This is a genomic window from Rossellomorea sp. LJF3 (assembly GCF_037046045.1).
Lineage (GTDB): Bacteria > Bacillota > Bacilli > Bacillales > Bacillaceae_B > Rossellomorea.
On sequence record NZ_JBANLY010000004.1, the window covers coordinates 185,257 to 210,995 of the forward strand.

The 25,739-nt window shown below is 45.6% G+C and carries 31 protein-coding genes and 1 pseudogene; 31 read left to right on the forward strand and 1 reads right to left on the reverse strand.

The annotated features are described in order from the left end of the window. Nucleotides 1-82: 82 nt before the first annotated feature. The 31 genes and pseudogenes from V8G47_RS06385 to V8G47_RS06535 form a co-directional block, all read left to right on the forward strand. Nucleotides 83-220: pseudogene (locus V8G47_RS06385) on the forward strand (nucleoside deaminase); the annotation flags it as partial. After that, entirely contained in the window at nucleotides 219-836 is a 618-nt protein-coding gene (locus V8G47_RS06390; RefSeq protein ID WP_336199374.1) for a kinase, read from the forward strand. The pseudogene V8G47_RS06385 and the gene V8G47_RS06390, both read left to right, overlap by 2 nt. A 130-nt stretch (nucleotides 837-966) precedes the next feature. Next, the gene (locus V8G47_RS06395; protein ID WP_336199375.1) at nucleotides 967-2,181 is read left to right on the forward strand and encodes an ATP-binding protein; all 1,215 of its coding nucleotides are present in this window, start codon (nucleotides 967-969) and stop codon (nucleotides 2,179-2,181) included. A 313-nt stretch (nucleotides 2,182-2,494) separates the two neighbouring features. Then, complete coding sequence (locus V8G47_RS06400; RefSeq protein ID WP_336199376.1) at nucleotides 2,495-3,562, forward strand: DmpA family aminopeptidase; 1,068 nt, start codon at nucleotides 2,495-2,497, stop codon at nucleotides 3,560-3,562. Nucleotides 3,563-3,578: 16 nt separating this feature from the next. Further along, nucleotides 3,579-4,070, forward strand: coding sequence for a kinase (locus V8G47_RS06405; protein WP_336199377.1), 492 nt, complete (start codon nucleotides 3,579-3,581; stop codon nucleotides 4,068-4,070). Between the two features lie 16 nt (nucleotides 4,071-4,086). Next, nucleotides 4,087-4,518: a cytidine deaminase gene (locus V8G47_RS06410; RefSeq protein WP_336199378.1), complete on the forward strand. Its 432-nt coding sequence runs from the start codon at nucleotides 4,087-4,089 to the stop codon at nucleotides 4,516-4,518. Nucleotides 4,519-4,535: 17 nt separating this feature from the next. Continuing rightward, complete coding sequence (locus V8G47_RS06415) at nucleotides 4,536-5,069, forward strand: DinB family protein (protein ID WP_442970802.1); 534 nt, start codon at nucleotides 4,536-4,538, stop codon at nucleotides 5,067-5,069. A 167-nt stretch (nucleotides 5,070-5,236) separates the two neighbouring features. Then, nucleotides 5,237-5,902 carry an MBL fold metallo-hydrolase gene (locus tag V8G47_RS06420; RefSeq protein ID WP_336199379.1) on the forward strand — a complete coding sequence of 222 codons (666 nt, stop codon included), beginning with the start codon at nucleotides 5,237-5,239 and terminating at the stop codon, nucleotides 5,900-5,902. Nucleotides 5,903-5,992: 90 nt separating this feature from the next. Beyond that, entirely contained in the window at nucleotides 5,993-6,559 is a 567-nt protein-coding gene (locus V8G47_RS06425; protein ID WP_336199380.1) for an AAA family ATPase, read from the forward strand. A 39-nt stretch (nucleotides 6,560-6,598) separates the two neighbouring features. After that, nucleotides 6,599-7,201 carry a GNAT family N-acetyltransferase gene (locus tag V8G47_RS06430; protein ID WP_336199381.1) on the forward strand — a complete coding sequence of 201 codons (603 nt, stop codon included), beginning with the start codon at nucleotides 6,599-6,601 and terminating at the stop codon, nucleotides 7,199-7,201. Between the two features lie 82 nt (nucleotides 7,202-7,283). Beyond that, a complete protein-coding gene (locus V8G47_RS06435) occupies nucleotides 7,284-7,682 on the forward strand; it encodes a DUF4181 domain-containing protein (protein WP_336199382.1) in 399 nt (132 codons plus the stop codon). Between the two features lie 77 nt (nucleotides 7,683-7,759). Continuing rightward, a complete protein-coding gene (locus V8G47_RS06440) occupies nucleotides 7,760-8,644 on the forward strand; it encodes an alpha/beta fold hydrolase (protein ID WP_336199383.1) in 885 nt (294 codons plus the stop codon). A 17-nt stretch (nucleotides 8,645-8,661) separates the two neighbouring features. Beyond that, nucleotides 8,662-9,222 (forward strand): class I SAM-dependent methyltransferase, encoded by a 561-nt coding sequence (locus V8G47_RS06445; RefSeq protein WP_336199384.1) that lies wholly within the window; start codon nucleotides 8,662-8,664, stop codon nucleotides 9,220-9,222. A gap of 236 nt (nucleotides 9,223-9,458) precedes the next feature. Continuing rightward, complete coding sequence (locus V8G47_RS06450; RefSeq protein WP_336199445.1) at nucleotides 9,459-10,745, forward strand: histidine--tRNA ligase; 1,287 nt, start codon at nucleotides 9,459-9,461, stop codon at nucleotides 10,743-10,745. A gap of 184 nt (nucleotides 10,746-10,929) precedes the next feature. Next, the gene (locus V8G47_RS06455) at nucleotides 10,930-11,760 is read left to right on the forward strand and encodes a glycerophosphodiester phosphodiesterase (RefSeq protein ID WP_336199385.1); all 831 of its coding nucleotides are present in this window, start codon (nucleotides 10,930-10,932) and stop codon (nucleotides 11,758-11,760) included. A gap of 349 nt (nucleotides 11,761-12,109) precedes the next feature. Continuing rightward, nucleotides 12,110-12,529, forward strand: a complete 420-nt coding sequence (locus tag V8G47_RS06460; protein WP_336199386.1) for a MarR family winged helix-turn-helix transcriptional regulator — start codon at nucleotides 12,110-12,112, stop codon at nucleotides 12,527-12,529. 12 nt (nucleotides 12,530-12,541) lie between these two features. After that, nucleotides 12,542-13,735: an MFS transporter gene (locus V8G47_RS06465; protein ID WP_336199387.1), complete on the forward strand. Its 1,194-nt coding sequence runs from the start codon at nucleotides 12,542-12,544 to the stop codon at nucleotides 13,733-13,735. A 195-nt stretch (nucleotides 13,736-13,930) separates the two neighbouring features. After that, nucleotides 13,931-14,407 carry a GyrI-like domain-containing protein gene (locus V8G47_RS06470; protein ID WP_336199388.1) on the forward strand — a complete coding sequence of 159 codons (477 nt, stop codon included), beginning with the start codon at nucleotides 13,931-13,933 and terminating at the stop codon, nucleotides 14,405-14,407. 112 nt (nucleotides 14,408-14,519) lie between these two features. Next, nucleotides 14,520-14,993, forward strand: a complete 474-nt coding sequence (locus V8G47_RS06475) for a DUF2975 domain-containing protein (RefSeq protein WP_336199389.1) — start codon at nucleotides 14,520-14,522, stop codon at nucleotides 14,991-14,993. Between the two features lie 10 nt (nucleotides 14,994-15,003). Continuing rightward, entirely contained in the window at nucleotides 15,004-15,225 is a 222-nt protein-coding gene (locus V8G47_RS06480; RefSeq protein ID WP_034762209.1) for a helix-turn-helix domain-containing protein, read from the forward strand. Nucleotides 15,226-15,227: 2 nt separating this feature from the next. Beyond that, complete coding sequence (locus V8G47_RS06485; protein ID WP_336199446.1) at nucleotides 15,228-16,043, forward strand: DUF817 domain-containing protein; 816 nt, start codon at nucleotides 15,228-15,230, stop codon at nucleotides 16,041-16,043. Continuing rightward, complete coding sequence (locus V8G47_RS06490; protein ID WP_336199390.1) at nucleotides 16,040-16,294, forward strand: hypothetical protein; 255 nt, start codon at nucleotides 16,040-16,042, stop codon at nucleotides 16,292-16,294. The genes V8G47_RS06485 and V8G47_RS06490 overlap by 4 nt, the downstream gene beginning before the upstream one ends. Before the next feature lie 116 nt (nucleotides 16,295-16,410). After that, nucleotides 16,411-16,695, forward strand: coding sequence for a DUF3784 domain-containing protein (locus V8G47_RS06495; protein WP_336199391.1), 285 nt, complete (start codon nucleotides 16,411-16,413; stop codon nucleotides 16,693-16,695). Between the two features lie 164 nt (nucleotides 16,696-16,859). Beyond that, nucleotides 16,860-17,828 (forward strand): ATP-binding cassette domain-containing protein, encoded by a 969-nt coding sequence (locus tag V8G47_RS06500; RefSeq protein WP_336199392.1) that lies wholly within the window; start codon nucleotides 16,860-16,862, stop codon nucleotides 17,826-17,828. Then, the gene (locus V8G47_RS06505; RefSeq protein ID WP_174523023.1) at nucleotides 17,818-18,597 is read left to right on the forward strand and encodes an ABC transporter permease; all 780 of its coding nucleotides are present in this window, start codon (nucleotides 17,818-17,820) and stop codon (nucleotides 18,595-18,597) included. The genes V8G47_RS06500 and V8G47_RS06505 overlap by 11 nt, the downstream gene beginning before the upstream one ends. Nucleotides 18,598-18,895: 298 nt before the next feature. Then, the gene (gene spxA, locus V8G47_RS06510; protein WP_336199393.1) at nucleotides 18,896-19,291 is read left to right on the forward strand and encodes a transcriptional regulator SpxA; all 396 of its coding nucleotides are present in this window, start codon (nucleotides 18,896-18,898) and stop codon (nucleotides 19,289-19,291) included. Between the two features lie 74 nt (nucleotides 19,292-19,365). Then, complete coding sequence (locus V8G47_RS06515; RefSeq protein ID WP_034762217.1) at nucleotides 19,366-19,782, forward strand: RrF2 family transcriptional regulator; 417 nt, start codon at nucleotides 19,366-19,368, stop codon at nucleotides 19,780-19,782. Nucleotides 19,783-19,841: 59 nt separating this feature from the next. After that, nucleotides 19,842-20,174, forward strand: a complete 333-nt coding sequence (locus V8G47_RS06520) for an IDEAL domain-containing protein (protein WP_079531264.1) — start codon at nucleotides 19,842-19,844, stop codon at nucleotides 20,172-20,174. Between the two features lie 295 nt (nucleotides 20,175-20,469). Further along, nucleotides 20,470-21,483, forward strand: coding sequence for a C45 family peptidase (locus V8G47_RS06525; protein WP_336199394.1), 1,014 nt, complete (start codon nucleotides 20,470-20,472; stop codon nucleotides 21,481-21,483). A 190-nt stretch (nucleotides 21,484-21,673) separates the two neighbouring features. Beyond that, entirely contained in the window at nucleotides 21,674-23,413 is a 1,740-nt protein-coding gene (locus V8G47_RS06530; RefSeq protein WP_336199395.1) for an ABC transporter ATP-binding protein, read from the forward strand. Beyond that, nucleotides 23,410-25,182 carry an ABC transporter ATP-binding protein gene (locus tag V8G47_RS06535; protein ID WP_336199396.1) on the forward strand — a complete coding sequence of 591 codons (1,773 nt, stop codon included), beginning with the start codon at nucleotides 23,410-23,412 and terminating at the stop codon, nucleotides 25,180-25,182. Before V8G47_RS06530 ends, V8G47_RS06535 begins: the two co-directional genes overlap by 4 nt. A gap of 114 nt (nucleotides 25,183-25,296) precedes the next feature. On the opposite strand, the gene V8G47_RS06540 is transcribed toward V8G47_RS06535, so the two are convergent. Next, entirely contained in the window at nucleotides 25,297-25,500 is a 204-nt protein-coding gene (locus V8G47_RS06540; protein WP_061810063.1) for an IDEAL domain-containing protein, read from the reverse strand. Nucleotides 25,501-25,739 lie beyond the last annotated feature (239 nt).

Genomic DNA, 25,739 nt, shown 5'->3' on the forward strand with positions numbered 1-25,739 from the left:
CATCAGTGGAATCAAGGAAGTAGATTGACTTTGTCTCGATTTGAAATAATCGGTATATAAGTGATTAACAAGGAGGGGGAAAATGCGCAACGATCGATTTTTTCTGGAATTGGCGCTTGAAGAAGCCGAAAAAGCATTAAGCAATCAGACGTATCCGGTAGGGGCTGTCATTGTGGATGAAAATCAGAATATCATCTCCACAGGGAGAAACCGTGTTTATGAATAATGTAACCAAAGCATTATTGTCTCACTATCAACATCATCATCTAAAACACCGTCCCTTCATCGTCGGAATCGATGGCTTGGGTGGATCGGGAAAGACGACCCTTGCCCGAAACGTCAAACAAGAATTAATGCTCGCAAAGTGTGACGCGGTCATCCTCCATATGGACGACTACATTGTGGAAAAGAACGAACGGTATGGAACAGGGAACGAGGAATGGTATGAATACTTCGCCCTTCAGTGGAATATTGAACAGCTTCGGAAAGAACTTTTCCAAAGGTTACATGAAGGCTGTGACTCTATCACTTTACCTTACTATAAATCCAGTACTGACTCAGTCGTATCGAAATTTATCCACCTTCACGGGGCAAAGGTTGTCCTGATTGAAGGCGTCTTCCTGCAGCGGAAAGAGTGGCGCAATTTCTTCGACTATGTGATTTTTTTGGATTGTTCCCCCGAACTCAGAACCGAAAGAGTCATCGGGCGGGACACCTACCTCGGGGATAAGCAGGCTAGGATCGAAAAGTATAAGAGAAGATACTGGCTGGCGGAGGAGCATTATCTTCTTCAGGAGAACCCGGCGGGACAGGCGGACTATATTGAAAGAATCTGAAAATGTCGTAAATTGTTGAAATATTCTCTATCCTCATCTGTTTTTTTGCTAAAATAGAACTATATATAAACAGAAGGCGAATGGTGCCCAGATGAGTATAGTGAAAGATTTCCTCCTGCAACTCACACTTATGATCATACCGATATTCAGTTATTTCACCTTTATTCTGGAAAAAGTAAAGAATGACCGCACAATCAACATGTTCGTGACCCTGTTGTGGGGAGTGTCCATCCTGTTATGTATGTCGTTCCCAGTGGAATATGCGGGGGGAGCCCGCCTCGATTTGCGCTTTATTCCGCTCCTTCTCGGAACATTATATCTCGGGATGTGGCCGGGGTTATTTCTGTCCATCCTGATTATCTTATATCGCTTGACCTCAGGAATCACCATGGGCCTTTATACGACAATCCTTGTTCTGATCATCACCCTGCCTGTCATTTTGTATGTTCAACGAATGTTCATACGGGTGAAAAAGGATCGAAGAGTGATGATTGCAACGGGATTATCCTTCCTGTATTGTCTCTGTGGCATGACGGTGTTCAGTCTTATGAATGGAATTTCAATCACCGTTTTGAAAGTGCAGGGTATCCATCTTCTTTTTACCGTCGCCGTTACCTGTTTCTGCACGGTATTAATTGAGAAGATCCGTGAGACCCATCAGCTGAGGCTTGAGGTCCAGGATGCGGAGAAATTCAGGATGATCAGTGAGCTGACCAGTGTGTTTGCCCATGAAATCCGAAATCCCATGCAGGTGACCCGGGGTTTTCTTCAGCTCCTCGATGAGCCGGAGCTGCCTCATCATAAAAAAGAATATATCAAGGTGTCCATTGAAGAATTGGACCGTGCCAATGAAATCATCAACGACTTCCTGGCATTCGGCAAGCCCTCCATGAATACATACGGGACCATCAATGTCGGTGAACAGTTAAAGCGTGTCACCACGCTCATTCAAACATTTAGCATAAACCAGCAGGTGGAGTTCAAATCCAATATATCGGATGAATGTTGGATTAAAGCAAATCCTCAAAAGCTGAACCAGTCCCTGATCAATATCCTGAAAAATGCCGTGGAATCCATGCCCGATGGTGGAACCGTCTGGATTGCCTGCTATCCATCCGATGACGGACAAATCAGGATCTCCATCAAAGACCAGGGAATCGGCATGAACCCGAAACAAGTCGACCGCCTTGGCTCTCCATATTATTCTCTCAAAGAAAAGGGTACCGGGCTCGGGATGATGGTCAGCTATCAAATCATCCGTTCCTTCAAAGGGCGCATCACGGTGGAAAGCGAAGAAGGGGTCGGTACGGAGTTTGTCATCGAATTTCCGCGTGTTGAAACCTGAAAAACGGTTTAGACCTTTATTGGTCAAAGCCGTTTTTTCTATGGCTTCCACATAAAGAGAATTCGACGTAGCTGCTTGATTCCATTCAAAATCGGCATGATTAAATCCAAACTCGCACGAATATCCTCAGTCTCGCATGGAAAATCCAGAACTCGCACGATTTTTTTAAATCCCGCATGATTACCGGACAAGGAATCTCTTTACCCAAGAAAAGATTGAGTTTATATGAATATTTTGGAATAATTGGTATGTAAAAGACTAGTATTCTTCACAACCAAATTTTTCGGAATATTCACCTAATGGAGGTGCCGCCATGAACAATCCCGCACAAAAAAGAATCCGGGACTACGGAGTAAAAATCGGTAAGTTAGAAACGGGTTCCAACAATTCAATCACGGATGTTGAAGGCGTGAAGGTCGGACAGGTAACACTTAGTGAAAAAGATAAGCAAACGGGCGTCACGGCGATCCTGCCTCACCAGGGAAACCTATTTAAAGAGAAGCTCATCGCCTCCACCCATGTCATCAACGGATTCGGCAAAACACTGGGAACGATCCAGATCAATGAACTAGGAACACTGGAAACTCCCATTCTATTAACGAATACGTTGAGCATCGGTACAGCCGCCGACGCCATGTTCGATTACATGCTCGAACAAAATCCGGAGATTGGCAGAACGACAGGGACCGTCAATCCTGTGGTGTGTGAGTGCAATGACATGTTGTTAAACGATATCAGGGCACGTTTCATCACGAAAGACCATGTCCGTCAGGCGCTGGAAAACACTTCTTCATTCGTTGAAGAGGGGACGGTCGGAGCCGGTACCGGCATGCTCTGCTACTCAATGAAAGGCGGAATCGGGACGGCTTCACGAATCATGAAGATGAACCACGGGACCTACACAATGGGTGTCCTCGTCTTGACAAATTTCGGGATACTAAGCGATCTGACCATAAACGGAAGATCCGTCGGCGAAGAACTGAAGGAAAGAATCCTCCAAACCTGCGAGGAACAGGACAAAGGCTCGATCATCATTATTGCAGGGACGGACCTCCCCGTATCCGAAAGGCAGCTCAACCGGATCATCAAGCGGACGATCACAGGATTATCCCGTACAGGTTCCATCATCACAACCGGGAGCGGCGAAGTGGTCATAGGCTTCTCGACGGCAACGAAAATCCCCCATGACCAAACGTCACAATGCATGTCCGTCCCGATGATTCATGAAGAAGAAATCGATCTTGCATTCCGCGCCATTGGAGAAGCGACGGAAGAGGCAGTATTGAATTCATTGATTACGGCAACGCACGTGGTGGGCAGGGACGGAAATGAAAGACCGGCATTAAAAGATTTACTGGAAAAATACGCTCTAGAGCTATAACCATCTGGGAGGAATTATGGAATCAACATTGATCATCATACGAGGAAATTCCGGAAGTGGAAAAACCACGACCGCCAAACGCCTTCAACAACATCTGGGACGGGGGACGCTCCTCGTTTCCCAAGATGTCGTCCGCCGAGATATGTTAAAGGTCCAGGACCGGGACGGCAACCTGTCCATGGACCTGATCAGGCAGATCACAGAATACGGTAGAGGGAAATGTGAGTACGTCATAGTGGAAGGAATCTTTTCTGAACAGCGCTATGGGGCTATGCTCAGGCAGTTAATCCAATTTTATAACGGAAAAGCCCATACATATTATTACGATTTATCGTTTCAAGAAACCGTCCGCCGACATAACTCCCGTTCAAAAAGGACAGAATTCGGGGAGGACTCGTTACGTGATTGGTGGACTCCGGAGGACTATCTCTATGTGGATGGAGAAGTTCAATTGACGGATGAAATGAAGCAGGATGAGATAGTGGAAATGATTTTAAAACAAATATGAAAAAAGGGAGTGCAACATGTTAAACGTTAAACCATTAGAGGACAGAGACTATGAATTAATCAAAGAAGCAGAAAGAGTCATAGAAACGAATTATCGGTACGGTCGGCATCACATCGGTGCAGCCGTGCGAGCAACATCCGGCAAGGTCTATGCAGCCGTCCATGTCGAAGCAAACGTCGGCAGGATCACCGTATGCGGCGAAGCGATGGCTCTCGGGAAATCCATCTCTGAAGGAGACCACGAATTTGAAACGATTGTCGCAGTAGCCCACCCCCATCCACACGAAGACATCGAGAAATGCTGGGTCGTCGCACCTTGTGGGATGTGCCGGGAATTGATAAGCGACTATGGAAAACATACCGATGTAATCCTTTCGTATGGGGGAGAATTGGTTAAGTGTAATGTGATGGAATTGTTGCCGGAGAAATATTCGAGTGATATGGAATGAAATACAAGGAGGAACCCATGAAAACCAAGGAACAGCAATTATTTTTTATAAACGAGAAAAAAGGATTTACTCCAGAAATCGGAAAACTGGTTTCCATGATGGATTACACGAGACATACCACATGGGAGGAGATCAAAGGGCTGTCACAGGAAGAACTTGATTACCATTTTGATGAGAAAAGCAATTCAATCGGCATGCTTCTGTATCACTTGGCAAGCCTTGAAAAAGCATTTCAAATCATGACATTTGAAGACCGGGATTTGACCGACGCGGAGTGGGAAGGTTTAAGCATAGGCATTGTCCTTGGAGAAGATGCTAAGCAAGAAATCAAGGGGAACGACTTAGCCTTTTATGAGCATTTACTTGACAGCACGAGGACGGAAACACTGAACCTCTTTGCCAAAACAAGTGACGAATGGTTAGAACAGGTTACCCCCTATGGCTGGGATTATCCTGCCAATAACCACTTCAAATGGTTCCACGTGTTTGAAGATGAACTGAACCACCGGGGACAAATCAGAATGATTAAGAAGCGGTTGAACAACGACTAACATTCTATCGAAGGAGGCTACCCATGATCCACTTCAAAAACGACCATCTAACGGTTTTCCAAAGTTCCCTATATCAGACCACCTCAGCCATCGTACAAACCGATGATGTCCTGATTATGACCGACCCCAATTAGCTGCCGCATGAAGTCCAAGCCATTCGGGAGTATGTGGATAGTGAATTAGGTGCCAAGCAGCTTTATATCATCTACACGCACAGTGATTTCGACCACATCATCGGTTCCGGGGCATTTCCGGAAGCAAAGGTGATCGCTTCAGAAGAATTCAAGCATCACGAACACAAAAAGGAAATCATGCAGAAGGTCAGTGAGTTTGACCAGCGATATTATATCAAAAGGGACTACGAGCCCCATTATCCATCAGTGGATCACTCCATATCCCACGACGGAGAAAGGCTCGAACTCGGCTCACTTTCCTTAACTTTTTACAAAGCACCTGGCCACACCCACGATGGCCTTTTCACGGTTATTGAACCATTAGGCATCTTCTTATCAGGTGACTATCTATCCGATGTAGAGTTCCCTTTCATTTTCAGCAGTTACATAGATTATAAGAAAACGATGAAAAAGGCAGCAACGATTCTGGAAACTCACTCTATTCAGGTACATGTCCCTGGGCATGGATCTGTGACAAATAATCCGGACGAGATCATGAAGAGAATCACGGAATCAACCTACTATATCAATCATCTTTTACAGGGTGGGGAAAAGCTCGAAGCCCATTGTCGCGAACAATACCCCTTTTTTGAGGGAATGAAGAGTATCCATTTTGAAAACATAAAGTTGGCTAGAAAAGAGGATGGAGAAGACCACTGACAAATCTTGTTCATGAACAAAAAAGCTGGTCCTTAAATAAAAATAAAATCAAGCGATTTACTAGCAAATAACCCAAAAGGGGACACTCCAATGAAACTCGTCTTACTATTTGGACCCCAGGCCGTGGGGAAAATGACGGTAGGACAAGAACTGGAAAAAAGAACAGAACTGAAATTATTTCATAACCACATGACCATTGAACTGCTTCAGCCTTTCTTCGGTTTCACAGAAGAAATGTGGAGGATTTGCGGAATGATGAGAGAAGAAATTTTTAAATCATTTGCAAAAACAGATCAATACGGGATGATCTTTACCTTCATGTGGGCATTCAACGAAGAAAAGGACTGGAAGTGGGTCGAGAAGGTCACAGACATTTTTGAATCCAACGGGGCAGAAGTCTACTTCGTGGAGCTGGAAACGGATTTGGAAGTACGACTGAAACGGAACATCTCACCGAACCGTCTCCAGCATAAACCGTCAAAACGAAATGTCGAAGACTCCGAGAAGCGATTGCTAGCTTCACTTGATACATTTCGCCTGAATTCGATCGAAGGGGAAATAGAAAGAGAGAACTATATCAAAATCAACAATACAGATATGAGCCCCGAAGAAGTTGCCGAGAAGATAATAGAAGACTTTCAGCTCGAGCGACAGTGAGGGACGGACCTCAAAATGAATGGAAAAACAGGAGGACATATGAAAACCAATATCTTTCATTCCCCGCCAACCCTGGAAAACGAGAAGATCAAACTGATTCCCTTGGAGGTTCATCATTCCGCTGCTCTCCTTGAAGCAAACGATCCGGAGATATGGCGTTTTATGTTTAACGAAATCACAACCCTCGAGCAAATGGACCAATGGGTAACAGCCGCCGTCCGGCTACGGGATCAACAAACTGCCTTGCCTTTTGCTGTTGTGTTAAAAGAGCAAAATAGAATCATTGGGTCAACCAGATTGTTCGAAATCAACCTCTCACAAAAATCGTGTGAACTCGGTTCGACGTGGTACAGCAAAGAACATCAGAGGTCTTTCGTAAACTCCAATAGTAAATATTTGATCCTTCGCTATTGTTTTGAACATTTAGGGATGTTGCGCGTTCAACTTAAAACAGATGAACGAAACCACCGTTCCCAGAAGGAGATTGAACGGTTGGGTGCCGTGAAAGAAGGAGTCCTAAGAAAAGAAAGGATCCTGTCAGATGGCTATGTCAGAAATGCCGTTCTATATTCGATTATTGATGAGGAGTGGCCTTCTGTAAAGGACGGATTTGTTTTGAGGGATTTGAAGTATGGCGTTTGATTGAAATGTGGTGTTGAGTATTTCGGATACGGAGTTTGTTGTAAGGAAGCGAAAGAGAGGGATGAGAATGTTGGGTCTTATTTTGAATTTAGTATTTATCGCTGCCATCTATATCATTCTCGTTTTCTTGTTCCACCTTGTGATTAGCAGATACCTTGGCTTAAAAAAGAGGAAGTTCTTTTCTCATGAGATGATTAATGAGCAACATGAAACAGGAGATAAGCTCATAGGGTATTTGGCAGTTGTGACATTAATAGCCGGTTTTATTCTTCACATCACAACTGATTTTGATGAAGGATATTGGTTTTTGCAACCTTACTTTATCATTGCCTTCTTTTTTGTCGCAAGGCAATTATGGAAGTCTTTCATGGAGAGGAAATGGATAGGAAGCACAAAAGAATATCTCTATACGTTGATGGAGGCGGCATTATACATTATCTTATTTAGTGCCTTATTTTCTTCGAATATCTGGTTGAATTGAGAAGCCACAAGCTCTAGAAAGTTAATTTATTTGTCTTTGATATTGCAATACTAAGTCACTTATAAGGAGACATCACCATGCCGAACCTCAGAAACGGAGAATTCACAGTACCTCTTAATGGAATCAACCACTGGGTTAAAATCGAAGGGGCTGAAAACCAGACCATCCCCCTGATCATTCTCCACGGGGGGCCGGGTGGCAATCATTATGTGTTTGAAAGGACGGCTGGCGCGTTATTGGCGAAGACCAGGACAATTGTTTACTATGAGCAACGCGGCTGTGGGAGATCGGAGAAGCCTTATGCCGATAATGAATATACCATTCAAGTATTGATTGAGGACTTCAAAGATTTGAAGAAATGGTTAGGCGTTGAAGAGGTCGACCTTCTCGGATATTCATTTGGCGGAGAGCTGGCTCTAGAGGTTGCCAATCACTTACCTGAAGAGATTCACCAAATCATCCTGTCAGCTCCAAGTCTTCTCAATACAGACATTCAGAAAATGGTGCAAGTAACCGGGTTTTTGTCTATTGGGGATTCAAATCTAATCAACAAAATATCAGCGTGCTTTCAAACGGGAGGGACTCTTGACACAATCTATAACGAGGTATGGGAGATGGTGAGTCCCGAAATCGTGGACCTATTATTATTTGAAAATCAGGAAATCGCCAAAATAAATCGAGGGTTGTGGGAAGAAAGCAATCTCGTTAACACTGGTCTCATGAACCGTACCCTCACGAACAGGCCGCTTGAAGTCCCCCTTCTTGAACGTCTCAAGGAAATCCATCATCAGATACTCATAATGACAGGAGTGTTTGACCGAAATACTGGTTTGCCCATTTCGAAATTGATCCATTCCAACCTGCCCAATAGCACTCTGATTCTATTTGGGGAAAGTGCCCATTTTCCTGACTTGGAGGAAACAGAAAGGTTTGTAAAGGAGACCAATAAGTTTTTAGATTAGAAAGTGAGGTAACCCAAATGAACAATACCCAAAAAGAACTCAAAGTCGTGATCGGCGCAGGAGAATATCATAATAATCCCGGCTGGCTGCATACCCAGGAAGAAGACCTGAATTTACTGGACGAAACGACGTGGCAGAACATGTTCGAAGAAAGTTCGATATCCGTTTTATTAGCAGAGCATGTTTGGGAACACCTTACATACGAAGAAGGTCTGCAGGCAACAAGGATATGTATGAAGTACCTTAAGCGGTCTGGGTATATTCGATGTGCTGTGCCTGATGGATATTTTCCTGATGAAACCTATCAAAGTATTGTGCAGATAGGAGGTCCGGGACCGGAAGATCATCCTGCAGCGAGTCATAAGATTGTTTATGACTATAAACTGCTAACGGCACTATTTGAAGAGGCTGGATTCGAAGTGAGACTCCTTGAATATTTTGACGAGAAAGGTGATTTTCATCAACATGAGTGGGATGGATCTGACGGGGTTATCTTCCGCTCCAAGAAGTACGATCCTAGAAATAAGGGGGAACGTATAGCTGCCCCTTCTCTCATCCTTGACGCTATTAAGTATTGAAATCACATTTCTTATGTGATAACGTATATGAAAATAAGAGGTGGATAAATATGACTCTCATCAACAAGCAACGCTCATTCACACAATTCCATCATCATATCAAGTAACCTTGCTATCCGATTTTTAACAATCGCACATAGGAAGGTTATTTCCCATAGAACCGCATTTGATTAAGTTATTCGCTTATCAGGTGCGGTTCTTTTTTTTTACAAAAAAGGAGGAGAAGAAAGATGAAAATGAAGAAGATGGATTATCAAAATGTCAAAGGGACACAGGATTATTTACCGGAGGCGGAAGTGATCCGAAGGGAAGTCAGGATGACGCTGGAGGACGTTTTCATCCAATACGGCTGCAAGCCCCTCGAGACCCCTATCCTGAATTACACAGAGTTGCTTGCTTCAAAATATGCGGGTGGTGCTGAGATCCTGGAAGAGATGTATACCTTAACGGATAGGGGAGAAAGGGATCTCGCCCTGCGATATGACCTCACGATTCCTTTTGCCAAGGTGGCGGCCATGAACCCGACCATCCCCATGCCGTTCAAGCGCTATGAAATTGGAAAAGTGTTCAGGGACGGACCTATCAAGGCGGGAAGGTACAGGGAATTCACCCAATGCGATGTGGACATAATTGGCGTCGAATCACAGGTGGCGGAAGCGGAGCTTATGATGATGGCACTGGATGCCTTCGAAAAGCTCGAGATGAAGGTGGTCATTCAATACAATAATCGGAAACTGTTGACGGGAATGCTTGCAGTATTCGGAGTGGAAGCCGATCGAATCAACCAAACAGTCTTGATCCTCGACAAACTTGAGAAGATTGGTGTCGATGCGGTCATCTCAGAACTCTCGGACCTGTCCATTGCAGACAGCACTAACCGGTTGATCCAGCAATTTTTAACAGACAGTGACAATAACCGATTGGGCTATTTTGAATCATACGCCGATCAAAACGGTCAAATCAGGGAAGGATTGGAAGAATTAAAGGAACTGACTTCCTATCTGGAATTTCTGGAAATCAACGAGCATTGCGTGTTCAATCCCTTTTTGGCAAGAGGCCTGGAAATCTACACGGGGACCATTTATGAAATATTCTTAACAGACGGGTCGATCAAATCAAGCATCGGTAGCGGGGGGCGGTATGATAATGCTATCGGTGGGCTATTGGGAACAGATGAAAATATCTCGACCGTCGGCATCTCCTTTGGATTGGACGTCATATATGCAGCGATCATGGCGACTCAGCGAAACGTGAAGAAAGGGGCCAATGTTGACTATTGCGTCATTCCACTTGGTACCGGGAAGGAAGCTTTAAGGGTGGCACATGATTTACGGAAAAAAGGCTATATCGTCGAACTTGAGATGAGCGGCCGGAAAGTAGGAAAGCTGTTGGAGAAAGCAAACAAAGAAGGGGTGCGGAATGTGATTGTTATAGGAGAAGAGGAGGTCAAGACGAATCAGTTTAAGGTGAAGGATATGGAAACCGGAGAGGAGCAAGTATGGAAGATGAGTGCTTTGAAGTAGGCTGCATGGTAAGCAAATAATACTATATTGCAATACTTTTTCCTTTTTTGTAAAAATCCCTAAGAAAATAGATCGAATTTCCTTCACACAACCTTTATCAAGATGGGTACCAAACTACATACCCACTTAACATCCCTTCCCTAAAATGTAGTCGAATACATATTATGGATAGGAGATGAAGAACATGAACAAAAAGTTGTTAGTCGGTACAGGAATTGCGGTTTCGTTATTATTGAGTCCGTTCAGCCAGGCGTTTGCAGAAGGGCCGTCAGCAGGTGAGAAAAAGCAAGTAGAGAATATTGCACACCGCGGGGCGGCAGCCTATGCACCTGAAAACACGATCGCAAGCTATGATTTGGCAGTCGATATGAAGGCGGATTATATCGAAATCGATGTTCAACGAAGCAAAGATGGTGAATTGGTTGTCATCCATGACACATCAGTGGATCGCACAACCGATGGATCAGGAAAAGTTGGGGATCTGACACTCGAGGAAATGAAGAGTCTTGATGCAGGAAGCTGGAAAGGGGAACAATTTGCAGGAGAAGAGATTCCAACATTTGAAGAGGTACTGGATCGCTATCATGGAAAAGTGGGAGTTTTAATCGAAATGAAGTCTCCGGAGCTTTATCCTGGGATTGAGGAACAAGTAGCTGATGCATTAAAGGAACGTCATCTCGATACACCGCAAAATGAAAAAATCATTCTTCAATCCTTTAATTTTGACTCTATGAAAAAGATGGATCAACTGCTTCCAAAAGTCCCAGTCGGAGTTTTAGCTTGGAGTCATTCGCAAGCGACACCTGAAGCATTAAAAGAAATCTCTACGTACGCAGAATGGTTCAATCCGAGCTATGGAATCGTCACAAAACAAGTAGTGGAAGATGTTCACTCCCTTGATATGCAAATCGGGTCTTGGACAGTGCGCAGTCATGAAGCGGCAGATTTCCTATTCGACATGGACGTGGATGCAATCATTACGGATTATCCGGATTACGTGGATCCTAGAAATTAACAGGTTGAAAAAAGGAGTGGCAGAAGCTGCTTCTTTTTTTTATTATTCGATTTTAAAATCTGTATGGGTAATGAAGAAATCTCCTCGGGGTGGTATTAAAGTGTATATGTCTAATTTCCTCATTTTCTGTCCACCCTATAACCAATAGCCCTTTTCGTATTATAGCTCTGACCTGGTTCGTCCATGTTAACCTACGTCCTACGAAGAAGGGCTTATTTTTTTGCAAAATCAGCCCGAATTATCCCTCAACTCGCCCAACTCGACAACCCTACCATCATCTGTTACTATATAATAGTTACCTAAGATAACCATTACCTAAGATAACTATATAAAAAGGAGGATCCACAAAATGAAATCGGAGCAACAGTTTTTTCAGGAGCTGATCAGGCTCTACAGGCCATTTGAGAATCAATTGAACGTTCAGCTGAATGAACACGGTCTGCACAGGGCTCAGTGGACGATTTTATATAATCTTTATCATAACGGACCTGCCTCCAACGTGGAGATCTCCAACTATCAGAGTGTGGAGAAGCCGACGATTACGAGGACGGTTCATCAGTTGGAGGAAGCAGGCTATATCGAGCGTATTCCTGGGAAGGATCGCCGGGAAAAGCGGATGCAGCTGACGGAGGCGGGGATCGAAGTGTATGAGAATGCCCGCAAAACCATCGACTGTTTTGAACAGACCATCATGGAAGGAATCAGCGAAGAGAAGCAGCTTGAGATGATGGAAATGATGAAAAAAATCAAAGAAAACTTGAACAGATAAGGAGTTTTACAGATGAGCCAGACACAGTCAAAGCTATGGACGAAGGACTTCACGCTCATGTCCATCGCCAACTTTTTCATTTATTTAATCTTTTATTTATTGCTTGTCACTATGGCGGTCTATGCCGTGGATGAATTCGGTGCATCGGAAAGTCAGGCGGGCCTTGTGACCGGAATCTTCATCATCGGGACCTTGATCGGACGCTTGTTCCTTGGCCGGATGATCACGACTATCGGAAATAAGAAAATGCTGTTTGTCGGCATGATCGCATTCATTGCCACATCATGCCTGTATTTTGTGGAGGGGGGCATCAGTTTCCTACTGCTTACCCGTTTTCTTCACGGGGTTGCACTCGGGATGGTCAGTACAGCTACAGGAACCATCGTAGCCGAAATCATCCCTGGGAGCCGGAAAGGGGAAGGGATCGGTTACTACAGCATGAGCATCACACTCGCAACCGCTGTTGGACCATTCTTCGGACTGTTCTTAAGTCAGCATGCAAGCTTCCAGACGATCTTTGCTTTCTGTCTTGCCCTTGGGGTCATTAGCTATGTCTTCACCTTGTTTGTGAGAATCCCGGTTGTCAAGAAACCGGCAGGGGAGAGAACGGAGAAAGAACGTCTAAGTCTCTCAAGCTTTATTGAACCAAAGGCACTTCCGATTGCACTTGTTGTACTGTTCGTTTCCCTTGCTTATTCAAGTGTCCTGTCATTCATTAATTTCTATGCCATCGACATCGACCTTGTAGAAGCAGCGAGCGTGTTCTTTGTCGTCTATGCCGTGGCGATCCTCGTATCGCGTCCGTTTACAGGTAGACTGATGGATGCAAAAGGGGCCAAGGCCGTCATGATGCCTGCGTTTGTCCTGTTCGCGGCGGGATTGTTCCTGCTGAGCGCTGCAGGTAACACGATGATCCTGCTACTTTCAGGTGTTCTGATCGGACTTGGTTTCGGTAATATGCAATCCGTCACACAGGCGATTGCCGTGAAGGCCGTTCCACCTGAGCGTGTGGGGCTCGCCACATCAACCTATTACATTTCCCTGGATGCAGGACTTGGGTTCGGACCGTATGTACTCGGCTTCCTGATTCCCTTGACTGGTTACCGGTCACTGTACATGATCATGGGAATCCTGGTTGCTGCAACACTCGTACTCTACTATTTCCAGGAAAGAAAACAATCGCGCACAGTACTCGCGCATGAATAATCTTAAAGGAGTCCGGCCAATGGTCGGTCTCCTTTTTTTGAGGGACGGACCTCCAAAAGGCATATGTACTCTATTGATTTCCCGCCCATAAAGGTCCGTCCCTCACCTGTCTATCATGAGCAAGAATGGACAGGAGGGTTTATGATATTTCTACTATATTAGTAGAGTGCATGTGAGATGAAAGGTGGGAGAGGGATGGAGTTTAAAGAAATGGTGAAGGAAGCTTTTGTTGTGGTCGGATACAGTGCACCGGGAAGCTGGGGCGAAGATTTTACGTATCCGATCCCTGGCCTATGGGAGAAAGCGAAGGAATTCATCAAAACGGATCAGGTGGATCAGATTGTAGGAGTCTGCCTTCCCCCAAGAAGCGATGATTACTATTACACCTGTGGGGTGGAGATGGATTCTGTAGCTTTTCGAAGAATGAGAAAGGACTTGACGGTACACCTTTTCCCGAAGCAAAAATACGTCGTATTCAAGCATACGGGTCCTTCCCGAAACATTTCTGCAACCTACCACAAGCTGTGGAAGGTCTTCGATGAGGAAGGATATCTTATTGAAAAAGGAATGCCTGAGATTGAAGTGGTAAACGCGCATTTGTTTGGAAAAGAAGATAGCGGTGAATATGAAATGGACATCTGGATTCCGGTTGGTGAGCATCCCCACGCATAAGGGGGTGCTTTTTATTTATCAATAAACATATCTTAAAAAATAATAAAAATTTATTGTAAATCAATAAACAACATGTTAAATTCATATTATATTATCAAGTGAGGTGCTATGAATGAAACGGGAAACACTTTTTTTGAAGATTGCCCTTTTTCTTATTGCGACTCCCATTGCCGCTTTATGTTTGATCGGATTACCAATGATCGCAATGGAAGCGGCGGGTTCGAAGGTAGCCTATGTCGTTTATGGGATGCTGGCCGTCATGTATGCTTCGGCGATTCCTTTTTACACAGCATTGTTTCAGGCGTTTAAATTGTTAATGTTGATTGACCGGCACAACGCATTCTCAGGGACATCCGTGAAGGCGTTGAAGATAATCAAGAAGTGTGCCATTGTGATCAGTCTCTTCTATGTAGCAGGATTGCCGCTCTTTTATGTGATGGCGCAGGTGGAGGACGCACCGGGCATTATCGTGATCGGGCTGATTTTCATCTTCGGTTCAGCCGTCATTGCCGTTTTTGCGGCGGTGCTCCAGAAGCTACTCTACAATGCCATCGAAATCAAATCTGAAAATGATTTAACGGTCTGAGGTGAAATTTATGGCAATTATAATCAATATTGATGTGATGCTTGCGAAACGGAAAATGAGTGTGACGGAGCTTTCGGAAAAGGTGGGAATCACCATGGCCAACCTTTCGATCCTGAAAAACGGGAAGGCAAAGGCGGTTCGTTTATCCACGCTCGACGCGATATGCAAAGCCCTTGATTGTCAGCCGGGAGATTTGCTTGAGTATCAACGGGATGAAGAAGCAGAGTCATGATCATGAGAGCGGGCAAACAACTCCTTCGTTTCGGCTGGGAGCAGGCTCTGTCCTGCTTGTTTCCTGTCGTCATCTTTGCATCTTTGGCGTTAACTCAAATCATTCCGCTTCCCTTCCTGCCGAGGTATGATTGGTTGCTCCTAATCTGCCTTGTGATGCAATGGGGAATGGTGAAATCGGGTCTCGAAACCCGGGATGAACTGAAGGTCATCACCCTGTTCCACCTGATCGGCCTTGCCCTTGAACTGTTCAAGGTACATATGGGTTCGTGGTCTTATCCCGGGGAAGGCTATTCCAAGCTGTTCGGCGTCCCTTTATATAGTGGATTCATGTATGCAAGTGTAGCAAGTTACCTGTGCCAGGCGTGGAGAAGGCTCAAGGTGGAATTGATCAGGTGGCCGCCGTTTTGGGCAGTCGTAGCCCTTGCCGCAGCGATCTACCTGAATTTTTTCACCCACCATTATTGGATCGACATCCGCTGGTGGCTTTCGGGCCTTGTCATCGTCGTCTTTTGGAAGACGTGGGTCGAATATGAGGTGGGTGGGACACGTTACCACATGCCCCTCGCCCTATCATTTGTCCTCATCGGCTTCTTCATCTGGATCGCTGAAAACATCGCAACCTTCTTCGGTGCCTGGGAATACCCGAACCAGACCGAAGCCTGGAGCCTTGTCCACCTTGGGAAGGTCAGCTCATGGCTTCTCCTCGTCATTGTCAGCTTTTTGATTGTGGCAACGTTGAAACGGGTGAAGGGTAAGGGTCGGGCAATCCACTTTCCAACCGACCATTCCCAGCAAGGTCAGGAGGGGAAAGTTTGAAGAAGCTGGCTTTCGTGTTCATTTTGATCCACTTCCTTCTCTTTATCCTGTGGATCATGAATTCAGGATATTTATTCTCACCGTATGGAATGTTGGCTTGGATCGCCATCGTAGCAATCGGGTTTATGATTCAAATCAAGCTGGAAAACGTGTGGATGGTCAGACGGGTACTCGCCATTTCAAATGGCTGGATGGTGTTTTTGATGGTGGCAACCGTGTTTATCTATTTTGCTGTCAGCTCTATGCCTTAATCTATAGTAGGAACAGGTCCCTTGGTACGCCAGCGGGGCTTTTTTTAGTAAAAATATGGAACCTTTCTGGAGCTGAAACGTACATGTACTAACATGAAAAATTGGGAGGAATCACTATGGACTTCGGTTTGCTGATGATCGGTCTTGCTCTTGTCCTCGTTTCATATTTAGTCGGTGTCAAAAAACAAACTTGGCTGCTCGCAGGCTTCAATGAAAAGATGATCAAAAATAAGTCTTTATTAGGAACGGTAACGGGGCTTCTCTTCTTTCTTCCATTAGGGTTGATGGTGATCATCAATAGCTTTATCGATTATGCCCATGAGGGAACCATTCTTGTGGTGGTCATGTTGGTTCTGTTAACGGGTGTGTATGTATTCATTAATAGGAGGCTTATGGATTGATGGAAGACACGTGAATTCATGAGTTTCACAGGGACAGTCACCCCGGTTCACTCTTAAGAGCCAAGGTGCCTGTCCCCTTGGCATGCCAACACATCCACACACACCCAATAAAGGATAAACCAATCCCCTCCTAGAATAAAAATAGATAGAACGGAGGGATGCTCATGAATGGCAGGATTGAAGTGGAGAATCTAACCAAAACATTTAAAAAAGGAAATGTGCAGGCAGTGAAGGATGTATCTTTCCGAGTCGAGGAAGGGGAGTTTTTTGCTTTTTTAGGTCCCAATGGTGCTGGTAAATCAACGACGGTCCAGATTTTGACGACGCTCATCAATGCTTCGTCTGGAAAAGTGGAGGTAGCGGGATATGATGTCATCGGGGAGCCGGAACACGTCCGCCGGCATATCGGCGTCGCCCTTCAGGAGACCGGGGTCGATCCGGATTTGACCGGCCGCGAGATGGTAGAGCTTCAGGCTTTAATTTTCGGTTTCGGGAAGGAAGAAGGGAAGCGCCGGGCACAGGAACTTCTGGAGATTGTGGATTTATCAGAAGCATCTGAGCGAAGGATCGGTGGGTATTCCGGGGGAATGAGAAGGAGGCTGGACCTTGCCCTCACCCTGGTCAATGAACCGAATATCCTTTTCCTCGACGAACCGACGACGGGACTGGATCCCTCGAGCCGGGCAGCGATCTGGAAAGAGCTGCGCCGTCTGAACAAGGAGAAGGGCACGACGATCTTTCTCACAACGCAGTATTTGGAGGAAGCCGATTCCCTGGCAGACCGGATCGGCATCATCAATAAAGGCGAAATCGTCGCCATGGGATCCCCGAAGGACTTGAAGTCAGAGATCGGGCAGGACCTCATTACCATCACCTTGAAAGACCGTGATGTGATTGAACAAAGTGTGAATTTGATTCGCACCCAAATGGAAGGGGTCGATGTCCTCGGCCAACAAGAAAAGATCCTTGTTTATGTAGAAGAGGGAACGAAGCAGCTTCTCGAGGTCGTCCGAATCCTTGACACGGAGGGTATAGGGATCATCGATATTCAATTGTCTTCTCCAACCCTGGATGATATCTTCCTGAAATTGACGAGCGAGACGAAGGAAGGGGTGAAGAGCCGTGGGGAATAATGTATTCAAAGACACGTGGCTCATGACGGTCCGGAACATCAAGACCACTATTCGAAACCCGTTTTCATTCATTCCTAATCTGATTATTTCTGCTTTCTTCCTTCTCGTGTACGAGGGAGGACTGAGCGGTATATCCCAGTTGCCGACTTTTGAAGGGGCCGATTATCTTGCCTTCATCCTTCCCGTATCGATTGTATCGGCTGCCATCGGTGGGGCAGGGGGAGCGGGGCAGAGCATCGTTAAGGATATTGAAACCGGCTTTTTCTCAAGGTTGCTTTTGACACCGGCATCTCGCCTTGCCATCGTCCTCGGTCCGATCATCGCCGGGATGCTGCAGCTGCTCGTCCAGACCCTCCTTATCATAGGAATGGCCTTTTTACTCGGTTTGAACGTCAAAACAGGCTTTGCAGGCGTTTTGTTTGTCCTCTTAATCGCAATTGGCTGGGGTCTAGCTTTTGCCGGGTATTCTGTGGGGATTGCCCTGCGGACGAGAAATGCCCAGGCTGCCCAGGCAGGGACATTCATCTTTTTCCCGCTCATTTTCTTAAGCACGACCTTTGTTCCACTTGAATTGATCGAGGCACAGTGGTTAAAGATTGCCGCCACGATCAACCCGACGACCTATGTGTTTGAAAGCATGCGGACCGCTCTCATCGACGGTTGGGTATTCTGGGATTTGATGCAGGGTGTCATCGCCATCGTAATTGTCTGTGCCATCACGATTACATTCGCCGCCGTTTCTGCGAAAGGAGCAGTTTCAAGAAAATAGAGTGGCAAAAGGAATTCTTCTCTTAGAGGGAAGGATTCTTCTTTTATCAGGTTTATAAAACCTTTATATAAGCTTCTTGTCAAAAAACTTCGAAGAATTCAATGAGATCAATCTTACGTTTATCCATTTAGCTTATCGGGTAAGGAATAATCATAACGGTCAAAAAGAGTTTTCTAAAAAGAGTTGACATCTTTAACTGTAAATATTATTATTACAGTGTACCCGGAATCAGGAGTGCATTTATTTTAATCATAACTGTTACTTTTTTTATTACATTTAAAAAGGAGTGTGTAAACACATGGTCAATTTATTTCTGACACCGAGCTGTACGTCCTGCCGCAAAGCGAGAGCGTGGCTGGAGGAACATTCCATTGAATTCGTGGAACGCAATATGCTGACAGAACCATTGACGCCTGATGAAATCAAGTCGATCCTCCGCCTGACGGAAAATGGCACAGAGGACATCATTTCTAAACAATCAAAGGCGTACCAAGAATTGAAAGTAGACATTGATTCGTTGCCGCTCCAGGATTTATATAAACTAATCAGGGAAAATCCCCTCATATTGAAACGACCGATCATGCTGGATGAAAAGAGATTGCAGATCGGGTATAACGACGAAGAAATCCGCAGCTTTCTACCAAGGAAAGTGCGCAACTTCGAATACAATGAGCTGCAAAAACTGGCCAATTAACCGAAAAACCGGATTCTTGACAGTCTGAACTGTAAAAGTTACGATTACAGTAACATCCGGGAAGGAGGCAGTCCATGAATAGCGACTTTACCTTAGCCATCCATAGTTTGACGTATCTGGCACTGCAGACTGACCGCATGTCGACAAGTGATGCGATCTCGGAAAGTGCAGGGGTTCATCCGGTCCGGATCCGTAAAGTCCTCAGTCTTCTGAAAAAGCAGGGATTCATTGCGTCGAAAGAAGGGACAGGCGGCGGATTTATCTTTGCCATGGACCTGAGCGACATCAATCTGTGGGATATTTATAAAATCACATCAGAAGGCGCCCTGCAGCCAAAATGCACCGCCACCAATGATAAGTGTCTTGTAGGCGCCAATATGAAGAATGTCCTGTTCCAGATCTTCCTCGGTGCAGAAGAAAAACTGGGGGACTACTTAAAGGACTATACGATTAAAGACATCGTCGAGATGATCCATCAGGAGAAAGCATAGAAGGCTTTCTTTTTGACTAAATGTAACAAATAACATTACAGTTTGGAAGGTGAAAAGGAATGTCAAACGAGCAAACACTATTAAAAATTGGAGATTGGGTCAAAGGGAAATTACTTACCGGAGAACTGGTCATCGGCTATATTGAGAACCTGGACACCAAAGGAGAAGCTGTTAAAGCGAAAATCGTGACCAGCGATAATAAAACCATCGAAGGGAAAATCCTTCCCCTGTTAAACAGACAAATCAACAAAATTCCCGATACACATGTTAAAAATAAAGAACAGATCCAATACCTGATCGACCTGGCACTCGAAACGGGAGATGAAGAGTGGTTCCTGGAGCTGACAGCTCAGTTGAACTCAATGCGGGAACTGGTTGAGGGTGTGAAGTGAATAGAGTAATGAAAAGCTGAAGGGGTGGACTCTTCAGCTTTTTTTTATTTTGTGATAGATGAAGAAAATTCGACAAGCTGGCACGATTATCTGAAATCCCGCTCGATTTTTCCATATCCCACTTGATCCTGAGTCATCCGGCATGAATAATTGAAATCTCGCTTGAAAGGTCTCGAAACCCGCATGAATCCCGGCTTCCTTGTGGAATTCAATTCATCTATCAGTCCCAAACAAGCACAAAATGACAGGTGAAAAACAATCAGAAAGAATAGGATGGAATCAAGGAGGGATTTACATGCAGGATTTCAAATTACTGATCTTTCAAATGAGAGGCAGCTCATATGATATCGGAGTTGAAACAGGTGAAAGGATGAAAGCTACTTCCATCTTACAGATGCTTGGGTCAATCACTAAACAAGAGATCGATCTTCCGGAAATGAAATCGATTTATTCCTCGTTCGCTCCACACCTGTTGGAGGAACTGGAAGGCCTTGCAAAAGGTTTCGGTATCTCATCTCATAAAGCAGCTGCCTTATGCAGTGGGTATGATGTACCGAAGACCGAAGCGATGGGATGTTCCAGCCTTCTTACGAATGATTATTATGTACGGAATTATGACTTTTCCCCGGATTTATATGATGGGGTTTTTAGTCTGGTTCAGCCAAAACAAGCCTTTGCATCCGCAGGGTATAATCTTCAACTCCTGGGGAGGCATGATGGAGTGAATGAACACGGTCTGGTCGCAGGCTTGCACTTTGTCAGTCATGACGGCTACAGAAAAGGAGTCTCTCCGTGGGCGGGCATACGGATGGTTCTGGATACGTGTTCTTCCCTTGAAGAAGCAGTTGCCTTACTGAAGGAAATCCCGCACTCCGCCTGTTATAACTTTTCCATTGGAGATCGAAATGGAAAGATGGCCGAAGTGGAAGCGAGCCCTGATAAGGTGATGGTCAGATATGGAGAATCTTCTCTGTCATGCGTGAATCATTTTCAGGATGAACAAATGATAAGCAAAAACCGTCCATTCATTGAAGGCTCGCTGGAGCGAAATGAACATCTACTGAGTTTAAATGAAAAGCAGCTTTCCCATCGTCAACTGTTTCATCATTTTAAAGACAAGGACTCCCCGATTTTCTTCACGGATTACGAGAATTTATTCGGCACCCTTCACACCTTTTCGTATTCCTATCATGATTCAGGAATCCTTACAACCATTGCCGGGAGCAAGGAGGTTCTGGACGTGAACTTTCGGGATTGGGTAAAAGGGGACGACATCCACAGAAAGAACCTGAGTGGTTACATAGAGTGAACATAGAAAAGCTGATCCCACGTCAAGCAGGGATCAGCTTTTTCTTCATCCAAAAGTCGTAGAACCCATCCGCCCCAACGACCGAAGATGAGAATGGAAAGTGTGAATATACTTAATTTATACTGTATTCAAATTATAGTGAATATTTTCATCCTTTGGTATAAAATAGAATTTTGTGAGGGGGTTCAACATGAACTTATTAAAAATAACTTTAAACCATTTTAAGCCTTATTGGAGGAAGCTTTTGGTGGCACTCCTGTTTTCCGTCATCGGCGGTCTCTTTACGATCGTTCCGTCGATTCTTGTGAAGCGATTGGTGGATGACGTCATTGTCGGAGGTGATCTGAACTTTCTTGTCTGGGTAGTAGGCGGGATTCTCGGTGCCTATCTCGGTAAGTCCTTGTTTGAAACCATGCAGGAATATGTGCAGGTGAAGATCGGGCTTGATGTGATCACGGATATGCAGATCCGGGCGTTCAGGAAGCTGCACCTGACCCCGATGTCGTTTTTCTCAAAGACGCCGAGGGGGGATATGCTTTTCCGCCTGACGCATGATGTGGAATCGATTCAAAACCTGAACAATACGGTGGTTCCCCGTATCCTTCAGCAGGTGGTGGGAGCGGTCGCTGCCTTTGCCACGGTGTTCGTTTTATTCTGGCCAGCAGCGATTGTGATGTTCGCGGTTTTTGCCATCTATATCATCCCTTCCTTTACATTGGGGAAAAAAATGCGGAAAATGAGCGCGGTCCAGCGGGAGATGAGTGCGGATATGTATCAGCATCTGCAGGAAAGCATTGAAAGTGTCCGATTGGTGAGGACCTATCAAACGCAGGATATAGAAGTAGGCACACAGGAGAAGAAGCTGAGTGATTGGAAGCAATTCTCGATCCGGGCAGCGCTGATCGGAAAGGTGAACTGGCGCCTCGGGAATCTCTTTAATATTGCAGCACCGGGTGTCGTCATGCTGATCGGGGGCTGGGCAATCTGGGATGGAACGATCACGATCGGGACGCTCGTTGCCTGCCTGAGCTTTATTCCCATCATGTTTTTACCGGTAAGATCCATGGCAGAGCATGCCTTGACGATTCAACAGGCCATTCCGGCTCTGCAGCGGATCTACGAATATTTCGATTTGCCGGAAGAACATGAAGAGAAGCTTCCTGCTTTCGGTCCCGTTAAAGGAAAAATAGACTTGGAGAATCTATGGTTTTCGTATCCCGGGACGGATAAGCAGGTGTTAAAAGGTGTTTCTATGTCACTCAACCAGGGGAATCATATCGGGATCGTCGGAACGAGCGGCGGGGGTAAAAGTACCCTTGTCCAGCTGTTACTGGGACTCTACGAACCACAACAGGGCTCGGTGATGATCGATGATAAGAATTTATTCGACTATAATCGGAACAGCTTCCGCCAGCAGGTAGGGGTCGTGTCCCAGGAAACATTCCTGTTAAATAGTACACTCCGGCAAAATCTGCTATACGGAAAACCCGATGCGTCGACAGAAGAACTCGACCAGGCTGTAGAAGCGGCAGGCTTGAAAGAGCTGATCCTTTCACTGGATGAAGGGTATGAAACGATCGTCGGAGAGAGGGGATTGAAACTTTCAGGCGGACAGAGGCAAAGGGTGGCCATGGCTCGTGCCATCCTGAGACAGCCGCCTGTCCTGATCTTCGATGAAGCGACTTCTTCCCTTGACGGGGAAACGGAGGAGCGGGTGCAGGCTTCCCTGGAAAAATTGATTCCGGGACGGACTACGATCACCATCGCCCACCGTCTTGTCACCGTAAGGAACGCCGATGTCATCATTCTACTCGATGGAGGAGTCGTGGCGGAAAAAGGCACTCATGAAGAACTGCTTCAGAAGCAAGGGAAGTATTATGAATTATACAGGGCTCAATACAGCGAGCTTGAAAAGGAGATGATCGGATGAGCGCCAAGAAGAATCGCGACGGTAGAAGAGTTCTGAGCTTTCTCCGTCCTTATAAAAAATGGGTCATCGCTGATTCCGTCGTCATCGCGGTCAGCCAGGTATTTTCGGCACTGATCCCGACACTCGCCCTTAGCTGGCTCGTAGATACGATCATTCCGAATGAACACTACAACTGGCTTTGGGGACTGATGTGGCTCCTGATTTTATCTGCAGTACTGGATCTGGTCATGATGGTCATCGACGAATATTTCTGCCACCAGACGGCGAAAACCGTGACGAATTGGCAGAAGCTGCGCCTGTTCCGTCATTTGCAAATCGTCCCGTATTCTTTTTACCATCATAACTCTACGGGAGAGATGCTTGCGAGGGTGTCGGATGATCCGGATACGCTTCATAATTTCCTCGCGTGGGAAGGCTCGACCTTTATGGCAAGCGTGCAGGGGGTCTTTATTTACAGTCTGGTGCTCCTCTGGATTCACCCTTATCTCATGATCACAAGCGTCGTCCTTGGCGTGATCTTCTATTGGACTTCCAATATGGTAGGGGCAAGGACCCGGTTGGCGTCAGCGGATGCCAGGAAAGAAGCATCGAGATATCTTGAACGATTGAGAGAATCCGTGACGGGAATCCATCTGTCCCGGGTCATGGGAGTGTCGGACAGTGAAGTGGACAGCGTCATCTCCATCCGTGACAGCTTCGTAGAGCACTCGGTCAAAGAACTGAAAGCAAGGATGCAATCGGTCGTCGTCATTGCGAGCTATAATGGATTTGCCCTGGGACTGGTTTATTTGATCAGTACGCTGTTAATCTGGAATCAAGGGCTGACAAGCGGTCAGATGCTGACAGCTGGTGGACTCGTCACCATTGCGGCGAATGAGATGCAAAGACTTCTCAGGAACTGGCTTTCTGTCAGACGTACCGGTCCGGCGTTGGATCGTTCGGAAATTTTGCTTAGCGAGAAAGTTTCGGAAGCTGAGGTGTCAGAAGGCATCGCAGGTGAACGGGCAATCGGCAGCATCCGTCTTCAGGACGTGGCATTTTCTTATCCCGGTAAAGATGAAAATGTATTAAAGGGTGTCTCTTTTTCCATCGGTGCCGGGGAAAAATGGGCATTGGTAGGTCCAAGCGGCTCGGGTAAATCCACGATTGTCGATCTCTTGTTCAAGCTCTATGATACGGGAGTCGGCCGGATCGAAGTGGATGGCAGGGATATCAGGGAGTGGGACACAGCGTGGCTGCGGTCGCAGATGGCCATTGTCACCCAGGATGTCATGCTGAGAAGTGGAACACTCGCTGATAATCTGCGGATCGGAAAAAGGGATGCAACGGATGAGGAGCTCTTGAAAGCACTCGAAGACAGCGGGCTCGGTGATCTGATCGAGACGCTGCCTGAAGGGCTCAATACTTCGGTCGGTGAAAGGGGAAGCCTGCTTTCCGGCGGACAGAAGCAGCGTCTGTCCCTTGCAAGGGCCCTTTTAAAAGATGCTCCCATTCTGATTCTGGATGAAGCAAGCTCCGCCCTTGATCCCATCACGGAAACGAAGATCAACGAAGCCGTACTGAGGGCCGGGAAGAATCAAACGATCATCATCGTTTCCCACCGTTTATCCACGGTCCTGTCTGCGGATCAAATCGTCGTCCTGGAGGATGGACGGATTGCAGAGCAAGGGAAGCATGGTGATCTTCTTCAGAATCAATCAGGCGTCTATTCGAGACTCTTTGGCAGGGAAGCGGAAATTGGCGGAGCGACCATTGATTATGTGTCATGAGGTCATGTAGGTCAGATTTAGTAGAATAAACGATTCTTAGAACATAAAAGAGGACCCATTCCCAACTTCTAATCAACAGGGAATGGTCCTCTTATTATTTATTATAATATTTAATTATCCCACACTCTGAATTTCCTTCAATTCCTCCGTCAACCGCAGGAATTCTTTTTTATTCCGGTTACATAATGCCTGGTCAATCCCTTGTGCGATTTGCTCTTTCCGAAATGTCAGCAGTGCCTCGTCCAATATCATTTCTGCAAATAGTGAATCCATGTGATTTACATCAGACTGTGGTGAGTTCAGCAAATACTTCTTCATGATCATCAGCTCCTTGACCTTTTTTCTATTATACTAACCATTTATAGAATATTCAAACATTTTATTAAAAAAATATTTTTGCCCTCAACCTTGGTTCAGGAGGTACTCTGCATATAGGAGCATTAATAAGGTAAATTGAGAACCCCCGACTCTTTTCAGAATCGGGGTTTTCATTGTTCCATATCAGCATAAATTAAGGTGAACATGAAAAAAAGTGTCCATATAATATGAACACTTCA

Bases quoted from the DNA above. Each gene is read 5' to 3' on its own strand.
- V8G47_RS06460 (WP_336199386.1), top strand. From the start codon at position 12,110: ATGAAATCGGAGCAACAGTTTTTTCAGGAGCTGATCAGGCTCTACAGG.
- V8G47_RS06480 (WP_034762209.1), top strand. From the start codon at position 15,004: ATGGCAATTATAATCAATATTGATGTGATGCTTGCGAAACGGAAAATG.
- V8G47_RS06450 (WP_336199445.1), top strand. From the start codon at position 9,459: ATGAAGAAGATGGATTATCAAAATGTCAAAGGGACACAGGATTATTTA.
- V8G47_RS06540 (WP_061810063.1), bottom strand. From the start codon at position 25,500: ATGAAGAAGTATTTGCTGAACTCACCACAGTCTGATGTAAATCACATG.
- V8G47_RS06400 (WP_336199376.1), top strand. From the start codon at position 2,495: ATGAACAATCCCGCACAAAAAAGAATCCGGGACTACGGAGTAAAAATC.
- V8G47_RS06525 (WP_336199394.1), top strand. From the start codon at position 20,470: ATGCAGGATTTCAAATTACTGATCTTTCAAATGAGAGGCAGCTCATAT.
- V8G47_RS06495 (WP_336199391.1), top strand. From the start codon at position 16,411: ATGGACTTCGGTTTGCTGATGATCGGTCTTGCTCTTGTCCTCGTTTCA.
- V8G47_RS06475 (WP_336199389.1), top strand. From the start codon at position 14,520: ATGAAACGGGAAACACTTTTTTTGAAGATTGCCCTTTTTCTTATTGCG.
- V8G47_RS06405 (WP_336199377.1), top strand. From the start codon at position 3,579: ATGGAATCAACATTGATCATCATACGAGGAAATTCCGGAAGTGGAAAA.
- V8G47_RS06395 (WP_336199375.1), top strand. From the start codon at position 967: ATGATCATACCGATATTCAGTTATTTCACCTTTATTCTGGAAAAAGTA.
- V8G47_RS06470 (WP_336199388.1), top strand. From the start codon at position 13,931: ATGGAGTTTAAAGAAATGGTGAAGGAAGCTTTTGTTGTGGTCGGATAC.
- V8G47_RS06485 (WP_336199446.1), top strand. From the start codon at position 15,228: ATGAGAGCGGGCAAACAACTCCTTCGTTTCGGCTGGGAGCAGGCTCTG.
- V8G47_RS06535 (WP_336199396.1), top strand. From the start codon at position 23,410: ATGAGCGCCAAGAAGAATCGCGACGGTAGAAGAGTTCTGAGCTTTCTC.
- V8G47_RS06530 (WP_336199395.1), top strand. From the start codon at position 21,674: ATGAACTTATTAAAAATAACTTTAAACCATTTTAAGCCTTATTGGAGG.
- V8G47_RS06440 (WP_336199383.1), top strand. From the start codon at position 7,760: ATGCCGAACCTCAGAAACGGAGAATTCACAGTACCTCTTAATGGAATC.
- V8G47_RS06520 (WP_079531264.1), top strand. From the start codon at position 19,842: ATGTCAAACGAGCAAACACTATTAAAAATTGGAGATTGGGTCAAAGGG.
- V8G47_RS06425 (WP_336199380.1), top strand. From the start codon at position 5,993: ATGAAACTCGTCTTACTATTTGGACCCCAGGCCGTGGGGAAAATGACG.
- V8G47_RS06455 (WP_336199385.1), top strand. From the start codon at position 10,930: ATGAACAAAAAGTTGTTAGTCGGTACAGGAATTGCGGTTTCGTTATTA.
- V8G47_RS06390 (WP_336199374.1), top strand. From the start codon at position 219: ATGAATAATGTAACCAAAGCATTATTGTCTCACTATCAACATCATCAT.
- V8G47_RS06410 (WP_336199378.1), top strand. From the start codon at position 4,087: ATGTTAAACGTTAAACCATTAGAGGACAGAGACTATGAATTAATCAAA.
- V8G47_RS06415 (WP_442970802.1), top strand. From the start codon at position 4,536: ATGAAAACCAAGGAACAGCAATTATTTTTTATAAACGAGAAAAAAGGA.
- V8G47_RS06430 (WP_336199381.1), top strand. From the start codon at position 6,599: ATGAAAACCAATATCTTTCATTCCCCGCCAACCCTGGAAAACGAGAAG.
- spxA (WP_336199393.1), top strand. From the start codon at position 18,896: ATGGTCAATTTATTTCTGACACCGAGCTGTACGTCCTGCCGCAAAGCG.
- V8G47_RS06515 (WP_034762217.1), top strand. From the start codon at position 19,366: ATGAATAGCGACTTTACCTTAGCCATCCATAGTTTGACGTATCTGGCA.
- V8G47_RS06465 (WP_336199387.1), top strand. From the start codon at position 12,542: ATGAGCCAGACACAGTCAAAGCTATGGACGAAGGACTTCACGCTCATG.
- V8G47_RS06500 (WP_336199392.1), top strand. From the start codon at position 16,860: ATGAATGGCAGGATTGAAGTGGAGAATCTAACCAAAACATTTAAAAAA.
- V8G47_RS06445 (WP_336199384.1), top strand. From the start codon at position 8,662: ATGAACAATACCCAAAAAGAACTCAAAGTCGTGATCGGCGCAGGAGAA.